Source organism: uncultured Lutibacter sp., assembly GCF_947495725.1.
In the GTDB taxonomy this organism is placed as follows: domain Bacteria; phylum Bacteroidota; class Bacteroidia; order Flavobacteriales; family Flavobacteriaceae; genus Lutibacter.
Genome location: NZ_CANLZZ010000006.1, coordinates 152,151 through 177,637, shown reverse-complemented (window position 1 = coordinate 177,637; position 25,487 = coordinate 152,151). Strand labels below are relative to the sequence as shown.

The window sequence follows — 25,487 nt, the reverse complement described above, 5'->3', positions numbered from 1 at the left end:
CTATACTATATTTTAACTTCTAATCTTTAGTTTGAAAACTTCCCCACCAATTATTTTTAGGATCAAAATCTGGTGATAAATATGCTTTACGTTGTTTTTCTAAACTTTGCAGTTTTTTAGTAGCCATTTTATTTAAATGTTTGGCTTCTAGCTCTGCACTATATAATGGATCTTTTTCAGGGAAATTTGCTCCTACTTCTTTTAAATATTCGAACAATTCTGATTTTAATGAAGCTACTAATTCTGAATTCTCTTCTGAAACTTCATTCATTTCACTTAAATCACTTTTCAAATTGAATAGTTCATTTCTACCATCCTCGTAATAATGAATCAACTTCCAATCACCTTTTCTAATAATTGAAGAAGGCTCTCCTCCTTGATTTCCATAATGTGGATAATGCCAAATAAGTGGACGCTCATTAATAGTTTCTCCTTTTAAAAGCGGTAATAAACTTACACCATCTAAATGCTCTTCAGGCTTTAATTTAGCTCCAACCAAATCTAACAATGTTGGATAAAAATCTGCTCCAGAAACTGGTGTATTGCTTTCTTTTATTCTATTTTTCAACCAAGGAACTTTTATAAAATATGGTTCTCTAATTCCTCCTTCATATTGGTAACCTTTACCACCTCTTAAAGGCAAGTTTGAAGTAGAATAGGCATCACCTGCTGAAACACCTCCATTATCTGAAGTAAACACAACAATGGTATTTTTATCTAATCCTAAATCTTTTAATCCTTTAAGCACAACTCCAACTGCATCATCCATTGTTTCAACCAAGCCCGCATATACCGGATTGTCTTGAGTTTCTCTCATTGGAAAGAATTTCTTCATTTTAAAAGAGCTTTCAGCAATACCATTCTTTTCTGCTTTCTTTCGGTATTTTTCCCATTTTTCTTTTGAAGTTTGAATTGGACCGTGAACAGCATAAAACGACAAATAAGCAAAGAACTTTTCGTCTTTATTAGCTTTCATAAAATCTACTGTTTCTTTAGCCAAACGCATACTTAAACTCTCACCATCTTCTCCATCTTTTAAATTTGGATTGCTGTATGGCGAATAATAACCTCCACGTGGTCCGCCTGCATCCCAGCCTCCTTTATTTACATCGAAACCGTGATCTTCAGGCCACGAACCTTTCTCACCTAAATGCCATTTCCCTGCAAAAAAGGTAGCATAACCTTCTTCTTTTAAAGCTTCCGGTAACGTAACATCTTTATGCGCCAAATTGTGCTTATAGCTCGCTGGCATTAACTTTGAAAATCTCTTTTTCTCTCTCCATTTTTCACCTTCACGAGCTCCAATCCAATCCGTAATTCCATGGCGTGCAGGAAATTTACCATTCATAATACTTGCTCTTGAAGGAGAGCAAACTTGACAATTTGCATAACCATTATTAAAAACTGTTCCGCTTTTTGCAATAGCATCAATGTTTGGAGTTTCATAAAAACTATCGTTTCTAAAACTCATATCATTATAACCATAATCATCTGCAAGAATAAATAGAATGTTTTTCTTTTCTGGTTCAGATGCTTTCTTCTCAACTTTTTTATCTGTATTGCACGATACAAATAAGGCAAAAACTAGAGTTAGAAGTGTGATTAATTTTTTCATTATTTTTATTTTTCAATGTTATTATATTCAATTGGAATGGCAATATTTCCGTTTACATTATTATCGTAAACCGCCACATATATCATTGTTGGCTGTCCTTTTTCATTGGTTAAAACAAACGGACGCTCAACTCGTTTTGGCTTCCATAATGTTCCATCCGAAAGTACAAATTCTTTCTTCATAAAAACACTTCTTTCATCTTGTTGCCAATCAAATCCATTTTCTGAACTAAACAAAGCCAAATCTTTTTTACCCATTACGTGACAAACCATATAATACTTATTCATCACTTGATCAAACCACATACAAGCATCTTCTGTTTGAGCCTCTGCGTACACAGGTTTTTCTATGAAATCAAAAGGCCCTTCAGCATTTTTAGAACTACCTACCAATTGAATTCTAAAAGGTTTTTCGTGCTTTAAATCATCACCTTTCATAATCATTAAGTATTTACCATCTTTGTGAATTACCGCTGGATTTACTGCTATCTTTTTAAATTTCACATTATCCGGTTCCACTACCACTTTTTCTGAACGCACAAATGGCCCTGAAGGATTATCTGCTATTGCAACACCAATTCGTTGACTATCACGTAAAGGTTTTCTGTTTTCATTAAACCAATCTTCGTTTGGATACTCAATTTTATCTTTCTCAAGTAAGGATTTAATATCATTTGCTATGTAATACAAACATATTTTTCCTTCAGCAATTGTTGCATACGGATTGTGAGAATTGTTTAAATCCCAACCTGTTGTTTTTTGATCTTTTAAAACCACGTTTACAAATTCAAAAGGTCCTTCAGGAGTATCTGAAACAGCGTGTGCAATTTCACAATTTGTCATCCAACCTTTATGTTCATATTTTTTATTCCAACGAGAATAATATGCGTGATATTCTCCTTCCCATTTAACCACACTCAATCCCCAAACAAAGTTATCTGGCTCCACCAATACTTGTTTTGTTATCTTATTATTTTGAAAACTTGCAACCGTTTCTGGTGAAATTGGTGTAAAGCCTAAATTTTTATAATCTTTTATTTCTGAAGTTGTTTTAACTCCACAAGAAAATAAGGTTAAACAAGCTATTAAAAGTAATATGCAATTTTTTATCATCTTAAAATTATTTTAACCGAAATGGCTCAATAAAAAAAGCCCAATCTTAAATATAAAACTGGGCACTTTTTAAATTTTTATTTAGTTTCTACAACAACTACAGCACTTTTTAATCGTTTAGATTTAGCTGTTAAAATTATTTTTCCTGATGTTTTTGAAGACTTTAAAATTGCTAAACACATTCCGCTAAATGCTTTTCTGTGATTTGCTTGAAAAGACTCTAAACTAATTTGATTTCCGTTATCAACTCCAACCAATTCTCCTGCACCTTTTACAGAAAAGTTTACCAAGTTTGTTGCATTTGGACATAAATTTCCGTTTTTATCTTCAATTCTAACGGTTACATAAGCTAAATCTTCACCATCTGCATTAATTTCTCTTCTATCAACTTTTAAGCTAACTTTTGCAGGTTTACCGGCTGTATTAATTTGCTTTTCTAATACTTGTTTTCCGTCTTTATACCCAACTACTTTTATGTTTCCGGCTTGGTAAGGAACATTCCAAGATAAACGGTATTTTGATTGAAATGAGTCACCTTCATATCTCGTAAACTTAACAATTAACTCTGTTAAATCTTTTCCTTTAACTTTTTTCCCCATTGATTTTCCGTTCACAAAAAGTTCTGCTTCATCACAATTTGTATAACAATAAACCGGAATATCTTGTCCTTCCATTCCTTTCCAATTCCAATGTGGTAATAGGTGAATCATAGGCTTTGAAGTCCACTGACTTTGGTATAAATAAAATCTATCTTTTGGGAAACCACATAAATCTACAGCTCCAAAATATGAACTTTTAGAAGGCCAGTGACCATTCCAATATCCGTTTGTTGAATTGTCTTTACCTCCATAAGGTGTTGGCTCACCTAAATAATCAAATCCAGTCCAAATAAACTCACCCATAATGTTTGGATTTTGTTCTTGAAAATGGAATTCTACATCTGGTGGATATGCCCATGGTGGACCAATTAAATCGTAACTAGTTACGTGTAAAGATTCGTGTGTGGTGTATTTTTCTATTGGTAAATGATATACTCCTCTACTACTTGTACAACTTGAAGTTTCTGAACCATACAATGCTAATTGCGGGTAAGTTTCGTGAATATAACCATATTTTGTTGGCTTATAATTAATTCCTGCAATATCAGATTGTGCAGCAAAATTCATTTTATAAGGCGCTTCAAAATTGTTCATCCCTAACGTTGTAGGGCGCGTTGGATCAATTTCTTTACAGTAATTATGAAGCATTCTTGCAACTTTCCATCCGTTCTTTTTATCGTGTTGTTCGTGAATTTCATTTCCTGTACTCCACATAATAATTGATGGGTGATTTCTATCTCTTTTCACCATATCTTTAATATCACGCTCGGCCCATTCTTTAAAAAATACATTATAACCATTTGGAACTTTTTCTTCAGCCCAAGTATCAAAAGCTTCATCTAAAACTAGTAAACCAAGCTCATCACATAATTCTAAAAACTCTCTAGAAGGCGGATTATGACTTGTACGGATTGCATTTACACCCATACTTTTCATAATTTGTAATTTACGTTCGTCTGCTCTTCTATAAACAGCTGAACCTAACGCTCCGTTGTCGTGATGTAAGCAAACTCCGTTAAATCTAATTTTCTTTCCGTTTAAGAAAAACCCTTCTGTAGTGAAAGAAATTGATCTAAACCCAAAAGTTGAATTATATGTGTCAATTACTATTCCATTTTTAGAAACAGTAGTAACCGCTTTGTAAATATTTGGATTTTCAGTATCCCATATTTTAGGATTCTTGACATCAACGTATGTTCCTGAAACTTCTTTTGAATTTGCTTTTACTGTAATTTCATCTTCAATTGATGCTGCTAATTTTCCATCAGGTGAAAAATACTCTTGCTTCACCACAACTTTAGCGTTTTTATTACTTGTATTTACAATAGTTGTTTCATTTTGAACAACTCCTAATTTTTCTGAAACAGTTGGCGTAGTTATATAAGCTCCCCATTGTTCAACGTGCACTGGATTGTCTATTTTTAACCAAACTGAACGGTATAATCCTGCTCCTGGATACCAACGAGAAGATAAATCTTGTGGACGTAAACGCACAGCCACTACATTATCTGAACCATCGTATTTTAAATAGTTACTAATATCGAATTCAAAACCAATATAACCGTAAGGTCTATTCCCTACAAATTCTCCATTTACCCAAACGTGCGCATCATACATTGCTCCTTCAAACTCCATTCTTACAATTTTTCCTTTTGCTGAAGCTTCCATTTTAAAATCTTTTCGGTACCAACCTGTTCCGTGAAATGGTAAACCTCCACAACGTGCATTGTATTCTTCGCTAAAAGGACCTTCAATTGCCCAATCGTGTGGTAAATTTAGGTTTCTCCATTTTGAATCGTCAAAGCTATTTTTTTCAGCTCCTTCGGCTTCAGCATTAAAAAAGCGCCAATCATCATTAAACTTAATGTCTTGTGCTTGAGTTTTGTTTACACCAACAAATGTTAGCATTAAAAAACTCATTACGTAAAGTACTTTTCTCATTTTGTTTGTTCTTAATTCTTGTTTGTTTTAATTATATATTTTTTCTTGTAGCAATACCATTATCTCTAGTTTCATTATACAATTTTAGTAAACTAGTAACTTTCTTTTTATATTTTGAATTGTTTATTTGGTTTAACTCTTCGTGTTCCCAAATATTATTTTTCAAATCGAATAAAGCTATTGGTGTTCTTGTTTTATCTGTTTTGTCTTTTTTTTCGAATTGAATAATTAATTTCCATCCATCTTTTACAATCATACCTTCTTTTCCTGAACCTCCTTGAATTATTACAAATGGTCGTGTTTTTGCTTTTTTAGGTTGTTCTAATACAGGCACTAAATTGTACGAATCTAAAGCTTGATTGCTTTCTAAATTCACACCAGAAATAGAAGCAATAGTTGCTAAAATATCGGTTCCTAAAACTGGCTGATTTGCTTTAGTTGCCGCCTTTACTTTTCCTGGCCAAGAAACTATAAACGGAACTCTACTTCCACCTTCATAAGGATCATTTTTACATCCTCTATAAATATCACTTGGTTCGTGTCTTGCATTCCAAGTGTCTCCATCAGTATGTAAACCACCATTATCTGAAGTAAAAATAAACACGGTATTTTCATAAATACCCTGTGCTTTTAATTCATCAATCATCATTTTCATTTGAATATCAAGCTCTTTAACCATATCCAAATGTTTTGAAGGAGTTGTTCCTCTAACTTTAATTCCATCTAATTCTTCAGGAGCTGTATGCGGTGTATGCACTGCTTGAGAACAGTAGTACATAAAGAAAGGCTTATTTTTATTAGCATTTCCCTTAATATAATTAACTGCTTTGTTAGCGATTAGCGGCCCAATTTCACTAGGATTCCACATAGAATCTCCCAAACCTTCTTTTTTATCCAACTCGAAACCTAATCGATTGCAATAAGCAGCATCTATTAAACCTATCAAAGATTTTTCGTGCAACGGAAACCATTTATCATTTTCATAAGCTGAATATGGTTCATTTTGAATTCCAGAAGGAAGTGTAAAACTGTAATCAAATCCATTTTGCATAGGACCTCCATCAGCAATACTTGTAATATCAACGTTTAAATTTAAGGCTTTACCTCTTTTTAATTCGTATAATTTTTCCGGATTTGTTTTATCTTTAAATCGTGTTCCTAAATGCCATTTTCCAATAAAAGCAGTATTATAATCTGCTTTTTGCATTAATCTACCCAAGGTTAAGGTTTCATTTGTAAAAACACCTGGCGCATATCCAGACCAAACTCCCCAAGGTAGTGGACTTCTAAAATTATAGTTACCTGTCATTATTGAATAACGTGAAGTTGCGCATAATGATGCAGGTGCGTGTGCGTTTGTGAACATCATACCACCTTCAGCCAACTTATCAATATTTGGAGTCTCAACAATAATTTTTGGACTGTGTAATCTTCTATATTTTGAAATATCTCCAACTCCAACATCGTCTGCTAAAACAACAATAATATTTGGTTTTTTGCTTTCATTTTTTTGTGCATTTGCTGAAAATAATATCAGCATTGTAAAAATGGAAATTCCTATTTTTAATAACTTCATTTTTTATGATTATAATTTTATAAATTTTCCTGTTTTAGTTTCTAGGTTATTTATTATTGAATACAAATACAATCCAGACTTTAAGGATGATACATTTATAGTTTCAGTTGAATTGCCTTTGCTGCTGAATAACAATTTCCCTTCAATTGAAAATATTCTAAGTTCGTTTTCCGAAGACAATCCATGTACGTTAAGAATATTTGAAACCGGATTCGGATAAACAAAAATACCTGCTCCCAAAATATTCAAGTTTTCTTTATGTTCTCCTTGGCATTCCTTATCTGTTTTTACATAAAGGCTATTAGAACCATTTTTAAGGTTTAAAATTAATTCTGATTTATTTGTTGTAAATGTCTGATTATTTAATGTGACAAAGTATTGGTTAGCTCCTTTCAAAAAAATTGACACTTTACTTGAATTCACATCAATTTTTGAAGATACCTTTAGTTCATCTGGCTCTTTTATTTCAATTGCAAAACAAGTTTCATAATCTGCTTTTTCTTCAACCGTAATACAAACACCATAACTTCCTGATGCTAAATTTTCAAAATCAACGGAATTTGTAAAAGTTCTTGATTCATTAGTTGAATTGCCTGTTAATGTAGCCGTGTAATTTAAACTTTGATTGGTACTTATCGAAATACTTCCATTATCACTATCGCTACACGTTTCGCTTGTACTTTTAATTTTAAAATTCTGTATTTCTAAGGTTTCATCCTTATCATAAGGGTTTGGATCAGTTGCTACATACCAACCACTTCCTCTGGTTGAAGCATAATACTTTCCGGGAACTGTGTAATTGATTGCAATATCATTAACCCTATCTGATTGCCCATTTCCTTTATTTATTTTAATCCAAGTTTCACCTGCATCTTTAGATAAAAAAGTCCCAGCATTTTTATAATTTACTTTTGAATTAGGCAATGTTGACACCAAAATAGTTTTAGTATCGTATTTCGCAACTTCTACTCGATTGGTCCAAGGATAATCAAATTTCTTTGTCCAAGTTTGCATATTATCATCACTTACCCATAAGCCACCACTATCCGCAGGTTCATTTTTAAAACCTGATGTTATATAAGCTTTTCCATCTTTATCAAAATGAATATCATTAATTCCAGAAGTACCCGAAATATTTTTGGTAGATTCAACTTCAGTCCAAGTTTCACCTTTATCAACCGATTTGAATAATCCGCCTCCGTTATTTATTACTGCTGCATATAAAGCGTCATGATTTGGTGAAAATGCTAAACGAGCTACATCTAATGACGAAGGTAATCCAGTATTCGGTTCGGTCCAAGTAACTCCACCATCGGTAGATTTGTGTATTCCATAACCTGTTACGCTATCACCAACCCATTCTAATTTTAAAGTTGATCGAGGAACACAAAAATACATATTATTAGGATTGTTTTTATCAATAATTAAACTTAATTGATGTACAGCTTGATCTCCACCACCCAAAACTGGCCAAGGTGAAGGAACTGGTGTACCTATGCTATTCCAAGTTTTTCCACTATCTGTAGATTTAACAATTTGCCCTTTCTTTTCTTGTCTAAAAAAAGTAGCATACCAAATTGTTGGGTCTGTAGGATGAACAACAACCGAACTAACAGAATGTTCACCTCCAGTTATATCAATTACCCCAGCTCCTTGTGCGCTGGGCCTTACATTTTCTCCTTCATCATTTGTTATCCATAAACTATTCTCTCCTGAAGAACAAAAAACCTTATTTTTTATTAATTCTGATTGATAAAAACCATGACCCGGAACATTGCTATTTCCAGCACCAACCCAACTATTATGAGTTCCAGTTGCTTCATCATCGATATCTACCCAAGAATCTCCTTTATTATATGAAACAAATCCAATTTTAGCCATTTGCGTATAAAGAACCGAACCATCAGCGTTAAACTTAACAAAGTTACATCCCTTACGCTCGTAATCATCTCTATTTACCCAATCACTTTTATATTTCATGGTTATATTTGTACCCATTGGATTATTTCGTTTTGTAACCCAATACGCATCTTCACTTCCGTTATTCCAATTTTTACCATTTCTTAGAGTTACAAACCATTTTTCACCGCCATTTGTAGTTCTCCATATTTGACCTGGTCTAAAATTATTTTCAGAAGCATTGGAATAATTATTTACTAAATAAATATTATTCACATCGTTAGGATCAACTGTAATCATGTTGAAACGCGTTGTAAGTTTTGAAGGAAGTGTTGGGTACGTAGATTTTGCCGCTTCGTATGATAATCCAAAATAATGAGATATTGATTGGTAATAATCCTTTTCAATGTTTTCATTTCTAACAAAAACTGTTAAATCAACTCCTAAATCACCACTGATATTTGTCCAAGTTTCACCCTTATCGGTACTTTTAAAAATTCCTCCAGATTCATTCTCTACTGTTGTTCCATTTGCTTTCCAGGTTATATTACTTAAAGCGTATATTGTAACTAGATTTGTAGTTTTATTATGGTGAATATCCATTGAACGAATCATATCATGGTCTATTCCATTTGATTTCAATGTCCAAGTTAAACCACCGTCAGTACTTTTATAAAACCCATAATTGGTTCCGGCATAAACAATTGTTTCATCAACTGGATCCACTAAAATAGATTCAAATTCAGCATTTGAATTAATACCTGAATTTACTGAAGTCCAACTTTGACCTTTATCTGTACTTCTCCAAACTTTACCTTGACTTTTGGCGTCAATATGAGTTCCTTTTGGAGCAGATTGTGGATATAACAACCTACCATAATCTCGCATTCTACCAGCGCCCAAAAACCATATATTATCATCATGTGGGTTTACAGCTACACAAGCCAAATAAGCATTACCTATAATTCCTTGTGTTAAAATTTGTCTATTCCAAGTTTTTCCTCGATCTTCTGAAACAAATAAATCTCCTTTTCTTTTACCTGTCATAAAACCATAGTTAGCATTTTGTCTAGAAAAATCAACTGAATACATTTCAACGGCTCCTCTAAGTCCTGTGGTATTTGCAGGTGCATCTTCACTTAAAATTGTTTCATATGTAAATCCCTTATCCGTGGATCTATAAGAATTCCCCATATTTGGACTCGTGTAAACAATATTTTCATCTGTTGGATGTGGATAAAAACAAGTATTATTCCCACTCATTCCAGGACCAAACTGCACCCATTTTATTGTTTCATCTGAAGCAATATCAATACTTTTTATATCAGCAAAAAATCCAGTTTCTGGAATTACTTCTTCAATTAAAAAATCATCAAAATAAAATTCTCCAGAACCATCATCATTTGGACGGATTGAAAACAACATATTTCCATTAGTATCGTCAATATTTGAGGTGAAAGAAGTTTCATATTTCACCCAACTTTCGCTAGATAAAGAAAAATTAATATGATCTATTTTAGTTCCGTCACCTGAAAATATTTTAATATTTGGTTCTGTATTAGTTCCTTTAACAATTGCCTTATAATAAAATGAAATAGTATATGATGTACCCTTTTTCCAGTCAATATTTTTAGGTGTCCATAAATTTCCTTTCTGACCAGTTTGACTGAATTTCATATGAAAACCATTGGAACCTTTAAATTTAGACACTTCACTAATTTCAAATTTAGCAAGACCAGTTCCACTAGTTGCTGCATCCCAATCTATATTCAAATTATTTTCAAACCCACTACTAAACGTTTGAGCCATTATAGAAAATGGAATCAAATAAAATATAACTGCTTTTAATAAACTCTTCATAAATTTAATCTAAGTTCGCATTTTTTGTTAGCGGTGTAAATTTAATATTAAGAGTTATTAATGTTAACCCCATATGGAATTTTTTATACCACAAATGATTTATTTATAAAACACATTTTTGATTAAATCATTCATACTTAATTGCATTTAATAATTTTGACTAATATTATTAAGTAACTATCTTTGGTTACAACAGCATTTAAAAGAAAATGTTTTGAAAACACTAACCTCATACTTTCCAAACTTACCATCACTATGAAAACAACTAGTAAAAACCTCTACCTCATTTTAAAAAATATTACTTTATATATAATTTGTATAGTATTCCTAACAAGTTGTTCAACCAAAAAAACAGGTTTTCAAAAAGAAGAATGGGGAACTGTTAATGGGGAAACTGCTTTTTTATATACACTTACAAATAAAAATGGAATGACAGTTAAACTAACCAATTATGGAGGTATTATTACGTCTGTTTTAGCACCAGATAAAAACGGTGTTTTTGAAGATGTAGTTTTAGGTTTTGATAATTTACAACAATATTTAGATAAAAATCCGTGCTTTGGAGCAACTATTGGTAGGTTTGCAAACAGAATTAGAAATGGTCAGTTTGAAATTGGTGGTGTAAAATATCAATTAAAACAAAACGACAAAGTTCATTGTTCACATGGCGCCAATGAATTTGACAGAACGCTTTGGGATGGAACATACGTTGAAAATAAAATTGGCAAAGGAATTAAATTTCATCATTTTTCAAAAGATGGAACAAATGGGTTTCCAGGTAATTTAGATGTTTATGTTACTTACACTTTAACAAAAAACAATGCTATTCACGTACAATTTGAAGCTACAACCGACAAAAGCACCCATGTAAATCTTACACAGCACAGTTATTTTAACCTAACTGCTATGAAAGAAAACATTTACAATCATAAAATTCAAATTAAAGCAGATAATTATACCGAAATTGATGAAGACATAGTTCCTACTGGAAAAATTTCAACAGTAAAAGGAACTGATTGGGATTTAACAAAAATGACAAGAATTGGAGATAATATTCACAAGTTAAATCATAATGGATATCACTACTGCTATATTTTTAACAAGCCTGAAAAAAAGTTAGAAGAAGTTATTAAAGTAATTGAACCAACATCTGGGAGAACTTTAACCGTTACTACAACTCAACCCGGTGTTCAATTTTACTCAGGAAACTCAATAGCACCTTTTAAAGGTAAATACGGATTTAAATATGAACAACATTCTGCATTTTGTTTAGAAACTGAACATTTGCCTGACAGTCCAAATCATTCAAATTTCCCTTCAACCTTATTAAAACCAGGAGAAAAATATAATGAAGTTGTTATTTATGATTTTGGTGTAGTTGAATAACTATTTTACCGAACTTATTTTTTCATTTAACATCAACTTTAGCCGCTCTATTTCTTCTGGATTTTCTAAAGCTATATTTTTAGTTTCATAAGGATCTGTTTTATGGTTATATAATTCCATTTCACCATTCTTATACACTGTAAATCGATATTTATCAGTTCTAATTGTATGCACTCCATTTCTATATCCAAATGCAACGTGACCGCCCTTTTTTGGGTTTTTAAGCTGTGATTTTAAAGATTTCCCATCAGCAAAATTAGGAATATCAAGTCCCGTTAAATCGCAAAGTGTTGGAAAAATATCTACCGTTTCAACAATTGCTTTTGTGCTTTTTCCTTTCTTTTTAATATTTGGGTATAAAATTATTAATGGAGAATGCACACCTTCTTCAAACAAATTGTGTTTTCCCCAAATAGCGTGATCACCTAAATTCCAACCGTGATCTCCCCACAAAACAACAATTGTATTTTCAGCCGCTCCAGTTTCTTTTAATTTTGAAATAATTTTACCAACCTGCGCATCGGCATAACTTACACAAGCCGCATAATGCCTTCTAACTTCCTCGGCAAACACAGTATCTTCATTTGGGTTTTTACCCCAACGATTGTATTTCATAAATTCTCCTGAACCGTGCCAAGTTGTTTTCCCTTTTGGCTTTTCAGGACTTGGAATTTTTGGTATATCAACACCTTCATATAAATCTAAATACTTTTTTGGTGCTCCAAACGGTAAATGAGGCCTGATAATTCCTACTGCTAAAAAGAAAGGTTTTTCGGAGTTGTGAGTTAATTCATCTAACTGATTTAAAGCCTCATTTGTAATATGTCCATCAGGGTAAATAGTATCTTCACCTTCAACAGACTGAAAAAGATCCATTTCATTGGCTTTTTCTCTAATTTCTCCATTTGCCAATCCGTGCATTCCTCCTCTTGGGTGTTCCCATTCAGCAACTGGCATTAAATGTTTATCCCAAGCATTTGGCATTTCAATAACGTTAGGATCATCCCAATTCTTACCGCCTCTTCCTCCTGGATGATGCGAAACTTTCCCTACGGAAACAGTTGTATATCCATTATTTCTAAACCATTCTGGCATACTAGGATTTACTTCAGCCGGTTTTTTAGCCATTGTTTTTGCTCTTAAAAAAAGCGCATCGTTTTTGGAGGTTCCATACATTCCTGTTAGCATTGTAAACCTTGAGGCTCCGCAAGTTGGTGAATTTACATAATGATTATGAAATGCTCTACCTTCACTTGCCAACTTATCAATATTGGGCGACTTTATATACGACGCCCCAAACGACGCCAATTCTGGACGTAAATCATCAATACAAATTAGAAGAATATTTTTTTGCTTTTTAGATTGTGCAATCAATGAGCTTGTAAATACGCTTATCAAAACAATAAATACTATTCTAATTTGTTTCATTTTTTATTTTTTTGAAGAAAGAATAATTCCTTTTACATCTGCTTTGTAATTCACGAAAGAATTCCAAGGTCCGTTTAACCAAATCAAGGCTTTATGCCCTTCACCTGCTACAACAATTGGGCGGATATTTCTATATTCAGAATTTGAAGTAATTGCTTTCCATTTTATAGTTGAAATATCGTCATTTAATCCAATTTTCGCACTATAAATCTCGTGAATATTATTCATTTTTTCACCTGTTGAAGGATTTACATCTGTTGAAATATAAACCTGTGTTGGATTTTCAGGGTCAAAAGCCATTAAACCAGTGTAACTACTTTCCATAGTGTACAAACACGTTCCTGCATATGCAATTTCTTTATCAATCCATTTTTTTCCATCCCAAGCGGCAATTCTATAACGGTGATCATTATTACTCAAATATAGAGAATAACCAATATGCGGATTGTTTTCTGAATCTTTTCCCATAGCGCAAGTCCAAGCACTTTTTGGTACACTTTCAAAACCTTTTGGTTTCGTTTTTGTTTCGCTTCCTACATAAATCTTTTCAGCTTCCGGAGTTCTTAAAGGTTCTTTCAAATCTTTAATTTTTGAACCATCTACATTATAAAAAGCTCCGTTTTTAAACTCGGCATAATACAAACTATTCCCGTATTGACGTGGATGACCGTCTGTAAATGAAACTCCTACAGTATTATTGTCTTTTTGAAAATATCGAGCATATGGACGCTGACGACCTTCAACATCATCAGCAATAAAATGAGTCCTATTTCCCCAAGTATTTCCGTGATCTTTTGATGTTATAAAGCTTGGGTTAAAAGTTTCACCATCTCTATAAAAATTATACAGATTATTTTCATTTTCTAAATAATACAAATTCATATAGGTAACACCTCTATTATCGTTATAATCGTATTTAAATTCACTTTTATTATTCCATTCTAAATAGTTTGAAGGTGATGAAATATTATAATGATGAATTTTTTCGTTACCATGTTTTGCCCAAACAGAAAGTATACTTCCATCAGGTCTAGCATACAAAGCTGGCACATCGTGATCATCAGCTTGAAAGTTTTTATCTAAAACAACTGTACCTTTATTTGTATTTGTTTCTAAATCATACACACTCACTTTTACATCTCCACTTTGGCCACTTAAACCTCCAATAACCAACTTTCCATTATTTATAATAGCGCGTGGATCTTGATACCAACACCAACCACCATCATTCATAAAAGTAGTAAATTCGCTAACTTCTTTTTTGTTTGAATTTACGTCCTCAATTTTTTCAACATATTTATACATTTCGGCTCCAGCAGCTAAAAATGCTCCAACACCATACAATTCAGTATAATTTGGAAAGCTATTTCCAGGAGCAGCTCCAACAGGTTGTATATAGCCAACCAAACCATCTTCGGTAACACAATCCGTTAATGCATTCCAACCTTTAATTAAAGTTGGTTCATAAACTTCAGCATCTATTATTCCATTATTTATTCCCCAAGCTAATCCGAATACAAAAAATGCAGAACCACTGATTTCTTTTGTTGGATATGCTTTTTCACCACCTAATATTCCCGAAGACCAAGTTCCATCTTTTCGCTGTGTATTTTTCAACGTTTCTGCCATTTGTTGAAATGTTTCAACATAAAACTGTTTACCATCCCAATCGTTAGGGAAATCTGGTATCATTAAAGCCAAACCTCCAAAAACCCATCCATTTCCACGTGACCAAAAAACACCTTTTCCGTTTTCTTCTTTTTGATCTAAATATTTCTTATCTCTATAAAATAAATGTTCCTTCTTATCCCATAAAGCATCATACGTTTTATGATACTGCTCATCCATATATTCCAAATATTTTTGTTGTTTGGTAGCTTTAGCTAATCTTGCCCAAACTGGAGGAGCCATAAACAAGGCATCTGCCCAATGCCAGTGCCATTTATCTCTTTCATCGCTATTTAAAATTGAATCGAACTGTTTACGCAACGGTTTTATCAACCGATGATTTCCAAACATCTTTTGCATATTCAAATACATTTGCCCAACAGCGTGATCATCAGCATGAAACATTCTTTTATACAATTTCCAATTGTTTTTTTGCCCAATCCCATACAGCCATTTGCTATAGGTTGGGTCTGCTGTAATAGTTGACCACTCATACATACCAGCATACAAAGCTGCTCCCATCCATTCTGCATCGTGATACCTATTTCTGTGATGCCACTTTTTTTGATTTTCAGGTAACGGCAATGCTCTATATTTACCTTGATCTTCGAAAGTTTTTATTTGCCAATCGGCCACTTTTTTAGTAATTGCTTTTACTTCACTTTTTGAAGGTTTTTGAATTGAATTTTCACAGCCACTAACTAAAAGCACAAGTGATAAGTTAAATATGATTTTAAAAAATTTAGATTTCATAATAACAACTAATTAATTCAATTCTTTTATTTTAATATTTTTAAAATGAACCTCATCTCCGTGATCCTGTAATAAAATAAGACCTTCTTTAGCCTCACCAAAATTTGGCCAGTTTTTATATTTACTATATTTAACTAAGGCTCTCCATTGCTGAGTTCCTCTAATATATTCAACAGTTTTGCAACCATTTAAAAAGTGTTGGACTTTATTACCATCCACTACAATTCGGGCTCTGTTCCAACCGGTTTTATTTACATATTTCTTGGTGTAAAGTGAAGGAATATATTCTTGAGCATCACCTCTAATTAAATCGTACAACGAAGATAAAGTACGGTTTCCATCCACTCCTTTTTTAGCATCAGGATGTTTTTTATCGTCTAATATTTGATACTCACAACCAATTGCAGAACCTTTACCTTTATTTAAATTAGTATCAACAAAATATTTGATACCACTATTAGCTCCTTCAGCAAACTGAAAGTCTAATTCTAATATAAAATTCTTATACGGCTTTGTAGTTACAATATCTCCTCCGTGTTCAGATTCTCCACCTCCAGAAGCATGTACCGAAAGAATTCCATCATTCATACTCCAACCTTTATTTGGAAATTTATCTTGCTTGGCTCCTCTCCAACCGTTTGTAGTTTTACCATCCCAAAGCATTTTCCATCCATTATTCTTTTCTTCTTGTGTAAGTTCGTTCTTTAAATAACTAATAACTGGAGCAGTTGTTTCAAAATTATAATTGTCTGAAATTTCTGTAAGTTTAATATTTCTCCATCTAGATTTTTTTCCAATTTTTGCACCACCTGCTGCATGTACTTGTAATGCAATAAATCCAGTTTCTACATTTTCCTCAATAAGGTTGGCAATATTTACATCGTTTATCCAAGTTGCAATTCTATTGCCGCTTGCAATAACTTTTACACGGTTCCACGCTCCATTTTTCCAAGCTGTTTTAACTTCAGGATTGTATTCAATAGTATATCTCCAGTTATACCTACTTTGGTCAAATATTCCTCCATTCCAACCTCTTGGTGAAGTTTCTGCTTCTACTTGTGGTCCATACACAGAATTATCTCCTTTAGAAGGATCGTGATGACTTCGAATTTGAACCCCACTATTTAATGTTTCATCAATTTTAATTTCGTATTCTAAAATAAAATTAGTGTATTCTTTTTTTGTAGATAAATAAGTACTTGGTGATCCTTTGGTTGAAATTCCAACAATGGCATTATCTTCTACTTCGAATTTAGCAAAACCATTTAAAGCTTTCCAGCCATTTAAATTTTTACCGTTAAAAAGATCTTGTGTTTTTTGAGCACTTACATTAAATGCAATTGTCAATACCGCTGCTAAAGTGATTAAGTTTTTCATTAAATATTTTTATTAATACTATTTTATTTTACTACTACAACATTATAAATCTTTATTTCTTCTATAATGCAAGCACAAATTAATACAATCAATTAAAATAACTATATTTAACCTGAATTTAACGGTACTTGTAACGGTTAAATTTAAGATAAAATGTTTTAAATATAGAACAATTATTAGAATGATTTCTGAAGAAAAAAAACTACAAATAACCGATAACATAATTAAAAGTAAAATCTTTTTAAAATCACCTAAAAGTTCGGCATTACTGCGTTATTTAGTAAAAGCAAATATTGAAGGTAGTTTTTTAAAAGAAGACATTATCGATTTTGAATTCTTTGGAAGTAAATCTAGTTTTGACAAAACAAATCCAAGAGTTAGAGTTAACATTTATAATCTTCGAAAAAAACTAGATACTTATTACAACACTATTGGTGCGAATAATGAATGGAAAATATGTATTGATAAAGGTCAGTATAGTGTTCGTTTTGAAAAACAATTAGCTGTAAAAAAATCAATAACAAATTTAAAATTCCAGCAGGTATTTCCATATTTGTTATTACTTGCATTTGCATTGCTTTATGTTTTAGATAAGTATAAAGCTTCCCCTTCAATTTTATGGGAACAATTTTACACAAATAATAAGCCAAATACTTTAATTATTGGTGATGCCTTTGGAATTGCAGGAACCACAATAACAGGTTCAAATGGATGGACACGTGATTATACAATAAACAACACCAAAGATTACTTCAATTTTATTGAAGATAAACCTGAATTAAAAAAAAATACGAGTCCAGCCCAATATAATTATATTACCGGAATGGGTGCACATGCATCGCACGATTTAGCTAAGTTATTTTCTAAACAAAACAGTGATTTCGACATCCGATTTTCTTCTAACACCTCTATTGCCGATTTAAAAAAAGGAAATACAATTTATGTTGGACCAATTAGGAATGAAAACAAATTTATTTCCTTATTTAACAATTCAAATCCATATTTTAAATTAAATAACAACAGTCTTTCCTTTTCTAATCATAAAGTATTACCTAAGAAAAATTTCAAAACTAACAACTCAGGGTTTGACTATGACATAGCAATTGTATCTCGAATTCCCGGACCTCAAAATACAGAACAATTCATATTTTTTTCAAATCACGATATTGGAGTTAAAGCAACCATTGAATATTTTACAAATGCTGATTCTCTAAAAGTTTTTAATAAAAAACACCTCAAGGGAAAATCTCATTTTACAGCAGTTTATAAAGCTTTTGGAAAAGATAGAACCAATTTAGCTATAGAAACAATTATGGTGGTTCCATTTTAATTTTAAAGAATATTTGGTTAAAAAAACTATAAAAAAACCACCTAATTAGGTGGTTTTCTTTTTCATAACAATTAAAATTCTATTACTTATTCCCTAAAAGTAATAATTCATTTACAACAACTTCAGTTATATAGCGCTTATTCCCATCTTTGTCATCGTAACTCCTAGAAGTTAACTTTCCTTCTATTGCAACTTCTTTACCTTTTTCTAGAAATCGTTCCGCTATTTCAGCAGTTTTATTCCAGGCTACTAAATTATGCCATTGTGTATCGGTTACTTTTTCACCTTGTGCATTCTTATATGATTCATTAGTAGCAAGCGTAAATTTTGCTATTTTTTTTCCTGAATCTAAAGAAATGATTTCTGGGTTGTTTCCTAAATTTCCAATTAACTGTACTTTGTTTCTTAACGTACTCATAAGATAAGTTTTTATAGTTATGCTGAATATCTTTCGTTCAATTCAACACTGCAAATATCTATATGTAGTCAAATTTTATTCGGTTATTAGGCATTTACTTTCGTATGTAAACGTTTGTAGTCGTTTATAAACGCATAATCCTATTTTAAATAACCTCTATCTAATTCCTTTTTCAGCATCAATTCCATTTCTGAAATAACTTTAGGATATTCATTATACAAATTTGTTCTTTGTTCTGGGTCTTTATCTAAATCAAATAACAAACCTTTTGTTGTAAAATCTTTATAACCTCTTAATTTTTTATAATAATCTGGCATTCTAGAAACATCTCCAGTAGAATGATTAATATACAACCACTTGCCGTTTCTAACTGCAAATCCTTTTCTATTGGTATTATGAATTGTTGAAGTTCTTAAAGGTTCTCCTTCTGATTTACCCGTAAGAATTGACAAGAAACTGTGACTGTCCATTGCGGCTTTTTCAGAAGTTTTTATGTTCGTAATATCTAATATAGTTGCCATAATATCAACTTGAGATATTAATTTATCTGAAACCGTTCCTGGCTTTATATTATTTGGCCATTTTACAATAAACGGAATATGATGGCCGCCTTCCCAAATATCTCTTTTTAATCCTCTAAAATCTCCCATACTGTAATGATCAAATTTTTGGGCTCTTTCAAAAGCAAATTGTTCAGGACCATTATCTGAACTAAAAATAACAATGGTATTTTCATCTAAACCTTTTTCCTTTAAAGCTTTTAACACTTGTCCTGCAACCCAATCTGTTTGAAACATAAAATCACCATAAGCACCAGCCTCTGATTTACCATCAAATTCATCATTTGGAATAATAGGTGCGTGAGGAGAAGGCAATGCCAAGTACAGAAAAAATGGCTCATCTTTCTCTTGATTACGAATCCAAGAAACTGTTTTTTTAGTTAGTGTAGGCAATACTGTATACGGATCCCAACCTGCAACTTTGGGTCCTGGACGAGAATCCCAGTCAATTTCTTTAGCTTCTCGTTCAAACTGATTAAATTCAAAAAAATCATTTGGAGCTTCAACAAACTTATCATTTTCAACCCAAGCATATGGTGGAAAATTAATTGTTCCATCTCCAAAATAATAATCAAAACCTCTATCTAAAGGGCCACCAGTTAAAGGCGCTTCCCAATCAATATCTTCAACCAAATATGTTTTGTGAGTTCTGCCCCAATAGGTTCTTTCTCCAGAAGGTTTTTTATTTATAAAATTCCAATTCCAACCTAAATGCCATTTACCAATTGCAGCCGTTTTATATCCAACTTGCTTTAATGTTTGCGGCAATGTAATATCAGAATCTTTAAACATTGGTGGCCCAAAAGAAGTTACAATATTATGAGTTCTTCGCCAATGATATTGCCCTGTTAGCAAAGCAAACCTACTTGGAGAACAAATTCCAGAAGAGCTATGTGCATCTGTAAAACGAATACCTTCGGAAGCTAATTGATCTAAATTTGGAGTAGGAATTTTTGAATTTGGATTTTGACAATTTAAATCTCCATAGCCCATATCATCAGCGTAAATAATTACAATATTGGGTTTAGATTTTTCTTGGGCTTTTATAACATTTACAAAAAACAAAACAACAAAAGTGTAGCACGTAAATAATTTTATAGATCTCATAAAAATAAAAACTTTAGTAATCATTTCCGTTTTTACTATTATTTACAGACACTAACCACTTATCTAATTCTTCATGCATTTGTTTAGCTAATTCTGGTTTTTCTTTAATAATATTTTTTACTTCAGAAACATCATTAAGTAAATCATATAATTCATTTGTTTCACCATTATTTTTTGTAATTAACTTGTATTGATGGTTTACCCAAGATAGTTGCTTTTTGTAACGAAAGCCCATTGGCTTTTTCCTTTTTAATTTTGGATTTTTAATACTTGTCATTAAATTAATACCATCTAAAGGCCTGTTATCAGGATATTTAATACCTAATACACTCAAAACCGTTGGTAAATAATCGCTAGTAAAAGCTGGAAAATCAATACGTTGATTTCCTTTTAATTTTGCTGGCCAAACCACAAAAGCAGGTGTTCTTAAACCTCCTTCGTGTAAACTTCTTTTTCTTCCTTTTAAATGACCTGCACTTCCTGGAGTTCCATTTTCAGGTCCATTATCGCTACAAAACCAAATCATAGTATTATCTGCAATACCTTTTTCTTCTAAATCTTTCCATAATCTCCCAATTTGATCATCCAAAGCAGTAATACAACCGTAATACAGTTTTTGTTTATTAGTCATACCATAATATTTATTTTTATAGTACTCACTTGCAACTACCGGTAAATGCGGTGTATGTGGCCAAACAGTTGTAAAAAATGGCTTGTTAGCTTTTACAGATTTTTCGATAAAAGGCAGCAATCTATCCATTATTACTTTGGTGTCGTCTCCTTCTAAATTTTCAGTAGCTTTTTCTTCATCCCCAACCCAATAAGCAGTATTGTAATCTTTAGATTGAGTTCCTTTTTTAATTGCTGACCAACCGTATTTTAGCGATTCTCCCTCAGCATAAACAGCTGGAGAAATCATAGGGTCATAAGTAGGAACTTTTGACTCTGTACAGAAAAACTCATCATAGCCGTGCATTGTTGGAATACTAAAATGTTTGAAATGTTTTTCTTTTCCACCACGATTGGCATCCATTTCTTTTTTAGTTAAAATACCTAAATGCCATTTTCCAAAATGTGCTGTAGCATAACCTTCTTTTTTTACCAATTCGGCAATAGTAATTTCTTGAGTTTTCATATGTCCTGAATTTGCATCAGGAATTTCAATTCTATAAGGATTTCTGCCAGTAATTACACTTGCTCTTGTTGGTGAACAAACTGCTGAAGCTGAATAAAAACGATCGAAAATAACTCCTTTTGAAGCTAACAAATCTAAATTTGGAGTTTTAATTGTTTTATTCCCATTAAATCCAGCATCAAACCAGCCTTGATCATCTGTCATTATTAAAATTATATTTGGACGTTCTTGAGCTTCTAATCTGTTAGCAAATACTATTACAACAGTAAGTAATAATATTTTTCTGAATATATTTTTGATATTATTTTTCATTTACTTCTTGTTTTTTTTCTTCTTTCTTAATGCTATTTCGTGAGTTTGCTTGTAATCTTCGCGTGTTTTATTCATAGTATTGGCATAATTGGCTGTTTTATTTCTAAGTTCAGCTAATAACTTACTGCCTTTATATTGTTCAATTAGATTATTCATTTCTTTAGGATCTTCCTTCAAATTAAATAATTGTTCAAAATCGGGTTTCTTATTCTTAAAATCTAGGTGAGTTTCATTATACCCCCAAAAACCTCCACGATACATTCTAATATATTTCCAATCTCTCATTCTAATTCCTTCACAAAATGGATTATCCCTTCCAGTAAAAAAACTTTCAAAAAACAATTCTTTTCGCCAATTCTTTTCATTTCCATTGATTAAAGGAGTTAAACTAGTTCCTTGCATAACTTTTGGAGATTCAATTCCTGCATATTCCAAAATTGTTGAAGTTAAATCTAGACTAGAAACCAACTCTTCAATATTCTGACCTTTTTTACTTTCAGGCAAACGAGGATCGTAGATAAAGCAAGGAATTTTTGAGGCTAAATCATACAATAAAGCTTTACCGCCCATTCCATATTCTCCCATTAATAAACCGTGATCACTTGCAAAAATGATAATGGTATTATCAGCCAAACCTTTTTCTTTTAATGATCTCATCATATCACCAATAACCTTATCCATACCTGAAATTTGCTGGTAATATCTTATGTAATGCTCATTACAAGAAATGGTGTTATAATCATAAATATAGGTCTCTGTAGCTCTACCTTTATTTTGATCAATTATTCGTTTTGGAATGTATTTATAGGGATCTGTTGCTGTTTCTTTTGGAATTTCAATTTTACCATCTCTATATAAAGTATCGTAAAATTCTAATCCTTTAAGTTTTTCGTAATTATTTGCAGGTTCTAAACATATTTCTGCTTGCCTATTTTCTGGATGCATAGACATTATTTGGCTTCCATGAGGAACAGAAAAACTAACAGACAAACAAAATGGTTTTTCTTTTCTTGTTTTTTGTAAAAAATCTTCAATACTTTCACCCATTATTGGTGTAATAATATCTTCTTTTGAATCGAAATATTCCGAACAGTTTTCTAAGCCTTTTGGCCAAAATTTAGACCAACCATCGTGCGCTCTCCAATAATCAAACTTTTCTGAAGCATTACCCTTAAATGTGTAATATTCTATTCCAAATTTCCCAATAAATCCAGTGTAATATCCATTATTACGTAATAATTCAGGATAACTATGTTCCCATTGACCCTCCGTTAACGAATAACTAGATGTAAAACCAACACCATTTATGCGCTCGTAAGTACCAGTAAATAAAGCAGCTCTGCTCGATGCACAAACTGGTTCGGCAATATATGTATTAGAAAACCGAACTCCTCCATTAATTAATTGATCTACATTAGGCGATTTTACAATTGGATTTCCCATAGCTCCAAATGTATTATCTCGTTGATCATCAGAAAGTAAAAATATGATATTTGGCCTTGAAGGTACTTTTTGTTCTTTTTCAATTGAACCACAAGACATCAACAAAATCACTATGCAAAAAGTAAGAAAATATTTAATTTTTTGAATCATTATTAAATGAATTATGTATAAAGATTATCAAGCTAGTTTTATTCACTAAACTTCTACACAAATATTGAAATAAATACTCATAAACAACAATAAAACAACATAGGATAAACATAGCAATATGCATTTTTAAGTTAAATACCACATAGCATTTACTAATATTTAGTACTTTTATTATCACAATATCAGCTTTTTACACAGCACATCAAATTAAAATGACTAACAAGCTATTAAAGAACATCTTACATATATCTTTTTTTATTATTTCGTTTTCTCTTTATTCGAACAATATTCAAATTGATTCTACCAAAGCTTTTTCAGAAGAAAAAAAACTACAAACATCAGTTACTTCTTTCGAGAAAAAAAATGATACGCTTCAAATAATAAATGCTCGATTTAAACTAATTCAATTTTATACAAAAAAAGGATTTTATAGTAAAAGTTACGATGAGTTATGGAAACTTTTTCCATTGGTAGAAACACCTAAATATTTAACTCAGAAAATTGAAACACTAAACATATTAATTTCTTTATACATGGTTTTTGAACAGCATGAAAAAGCTAAAGAAACTTATTTAAAAGCTATTGATGTTATTGAAAAACAAAGTAATGAACAACAAAATAAAAACAAGTTTTTAGGTAGAATTTACAACCTAGGAGCATGGATAGAAATAAAATCTACATTTAATTTTGAAAAAGCAGAAGAGTTGGCTCTAAAAAGCATAGAATATTATAAAAAATGTGATATTGATGAAGCCACATTTCATTATTCTGAAATACAATTAGCACATATATACATTAAAAAAAATGAACCTAACAAAGCAAAAAAAATCTTATTTAAATTAAAAAATATTTACCCGCTTCCTTTAAAAAGACCACACACCCTTTTATTTCAAAGGCTTGGACAATACGCTGAATTAAAAAAAGATAGAGATTCTGCTATTTATTATTACAGCAAAAGTATTGCTGCTATTGAGAAGTTTGAAAATCAACCAGATAAAAAGCTTCAAATTTCAAAGAAACTTTCAGAAAACTATGAAAAAATTGGAAACTATAAACTAGCGCATAAATATTTACTCCTAGCGACTGATTTAAATGATCAAATTTTTAGTAGTCACAAATCGCAAAACAAAGAATTATTTGAAATTAAAAATAAATACGAAATTGAACTTAAAGAAAACAATGAAAAGTTAAAATCGCAACAACTTAAGCTACTAGAAAGTGAAAAAGAATTTTGGATATTGAAATTGTTTTCTTTATTTATTGTTTTAAGCTGTCTGTTTGGATTTGTCTTTTTTTACTTCAAACGAAAAAGTAAAATGAAATTGTTAAATCAACAGAGTTTAAATGAAAAACAACAACTAGAAATACAAAAACAAGATGAAATATTAGAACTAAAAAATAAGGAGTTACTAACTTCTGCTTTACAATTACTAGAACGAGACACCTTGCAAGAAGACCTAAAAAAACAACTAAACAAACTAAGTGTAAAAGGTGAAAACACTAATATTGTTAAAGAAATTAAAAACTCATTAAACATAAGCACTAAAGGAAAATGGAATGAGTTTCAATCGCATTTTACAGCAGTAAATGACAGTTTTTATTCTACGTTAAAGTCTAATTATCCACTTTTAACGCCTACAGATTTAAAAATGTGTGCATTTATTAAACTTGGTTTTTCAAGTAAGGATATGGCCCAAATTATGGGTATAAGCGTTGAAGGTATTAATACTTCTAGAAGTAGATTGCGTAAAAAAATGAACCTTCCTCGAAAAACTATATTGTCTGAATTTTTACAAAATTTTTCTTAGAGATTGTTCT

The 25,487-nt window shown here is 31.6% G+C and carries 15 protein-coding genes; 3 read left to right on the top strand and 12 right to left on the bottom strand.

Annotated features, from left to right (window positions below; all coding sequences use genetic code 11):
* Positions 1–19 precede the first annotated feature (19 nt).
* From Q0776_RS14450 to Q0776_RS14430, 5 genes are all read right to left on the bottom strand, one after another.
* Positions 20–1,615 (bottom strand): sulfatase, encoded by a 1,596-nt coding sequence (locus Q0776_RS14450; RefSeq protein ID WP_298369707.1) that lies wholly within the window; start codon positions 1,613–1,615, stop codon positions 20–22.
* A 5-nt stretch (positions 1,616–1,620) separates the two neighbouring features.
* Complete coding sequence (locus Q0776_RS14445) at positions 1,621–2,727, bottom strand: glycoside hydrolase family protein (protein ID WP_298369704.1); 1,107 nt, start codon at positions 2,725–2,727, stop codon at positions 1,621–1,623.
* 77 nt (positions 2,728–2,804) lie between these two features.
* Positions 2,805–5,267 carry a beta-galactosidase GalB gene (gene galB, locus Q0776_RS14440; protein WP_298369701.1) on the bottom strand — a complete coding sequence of 821 codons (2,463 nt, stop codon included), beginning with the start codon at positions 5,265–5,267 and terminating at the stop codon, positions 2,805–2,807.
* Positions 5,268–5,298: 31 nt separating this feature from the next.
* Positions 5,299–6,843 (bottom strand): arylsulfatase, encoded by a 1,545-nt coding sequence (locus Q0776_RS14435; protein WP_298369699.1) that lies wholly within the window; start codon positions 6,841–6,843, stop codon positions 5,299–5,301.
* Positions 6,844–6,852: 9 nt separating this feature from the next.
* Complete coding sequence (locus Q0776_RS14430) at positions 6,853–10,602, bottom strand: T9SS type A sorting domain-containing protein (protein ID WP_298369696.1); 3,750 nt, start codon at positions 10,600–10,602, stop codon at positions 6,853–6,855.
* Between the two features lie 255 nt (positions 10,603–10,857).
* On the opposite strand from Q0776_RS14430, the gene Q0776_RS14425 reads away from it, so the two are divergent.
* Positions 10,858–11,988, top strand: a complete 1,131-nt coding sequence (locus Q0776_RS14425; RefSeq protein ID WP_298369693.1) for an aldose epimerase family protein — start codon at positions 10,858–10,860, stop codon at positions 11,986–11,988.
* Here the strand turns inward: Q0776_RS14425 and Q0776_RS14420 are convergent, their stop codons facing one another.
* From Q0776_RS14420 to Q0776_RS14410, 3 genes are read right to left on the bottom strand one after another with little or no spacing between them, the layout of a single operon-like run.
* On the bottom strand, positions 11,989–13,416 hold the full coding sequence (locus Q0776_RS14420; RefSeq protein ID WP_298369690.1) for a sulfatase: 1,428 nt from the start codon (positions 13,414–13,416) through the stop codon (positions 11,989–11,991).
* 3 nt (positions 13,417–13,419) lie between these two features.
* Complete coding sequence (locus tag Q0776_RS14415; RefSeq protein ID WP_298369688.1) at positions 13,420–15,837, bottom strand: glycoside hydrolase family 88 protein; 2,418 nt, start codon at positions 15,835–15,837, stop codon at positions 13,420–13,422.
* A 12-nt stretch (positions 15,838–15,849) separates the two neighbouring features.
* A complete protein-coding gene (locus Q0776_RS14410; protein WP_298369686.1) occupies positions 15,850–17,214 on the bottom strand; it encodes a DUF1080 domain-containing protein in 1,365 nt (454 codons plus the stop codon).
* A 181-nt stretch (positions 17,215–17,395) separates the two neighbouring features.
* Between Q0776_RS14410 and Q0776_RS14405 the strand changes: the two genes are divergently transcribed.
* Positions 17,396–18,544 (top strand): hypothetical protein, encoded by a 1,149-nt coding sequence (locus Q0776_RS14405; RefSeq protein WP_298369684.1) that lies wholly within the window; start codon positions 17,396–17,398, stop codon positions 18,542–18,544.
* A gap of 82 nt (positions 18,545–18,626) precedes the next feature.
* On the opposite strand, the gene ssb is transcribed toward Q0776_RS14405, so the two are convergent.
* From ssb to Q0776_RS14385, 4 genes are all read right to left on the bottom strand, one after another.
* The gene (ssb, locus tag Q0776_RS14400; protein WP_298369682.1) at positions 18,627–18,962 is read right to left on the bottom strand and encodes a single-stranded DNA-binding protein; all 336 of its coding nucleotides are present in this window, start codon (positions 18,960–18,962) and stop codon (positions 18,627–18,629) included.
* 140 nt (positions 18,963–19,102) lie between these two features.
* Positions 19,103–20,629: an arylsulfatase gene (locus tag Q0776_RS14395; protein WP_298369680.1), complete on the bottom strand. Its 1,527-nt coding sequence runs from the start codon at positions 20,627–20,629 to the stop codon at positions 19,103–19,105.
* 13 nt (positions 20,630–20,642) lie between these two features.
* Positions 20,643–22,076, bottom strand: coding sequence for a sulfatase-like hydrolase/transferase (locus Q0776_RS14390; protein WP_298369678.1), 1,434 nt, complete (start codon positions 22,074–22,076; stop codon positions 20,643–20,645).
* Positions 22,077–23,669, bottom strand: coding sequence for a sulfatase-like hydrolase/transferase (locus tag Q0776_RS14385; protein ID WP_298369676.1), 1,593 nt, complete (start codon positions 23,667–23,669; stop codon positions 22,077–22,079).
* 212 nt (positions 23,670–23,881) lie between these two features.
* Between Q0776_RS14385 and Q0776_RS14380 the strand changes: the two genes are divergently transcribed.
* Entirely contained in the window at positions 23,882–25,477 is a 1,596-nt protein-coding gene (locus Q0776_RS14380) for a hypothetical protein (protein ID WP_298369674.1), read from the top strand.
* The last annotated feature ends 10 nt before the right edge of the window (positions 25,478–25,487 follow it).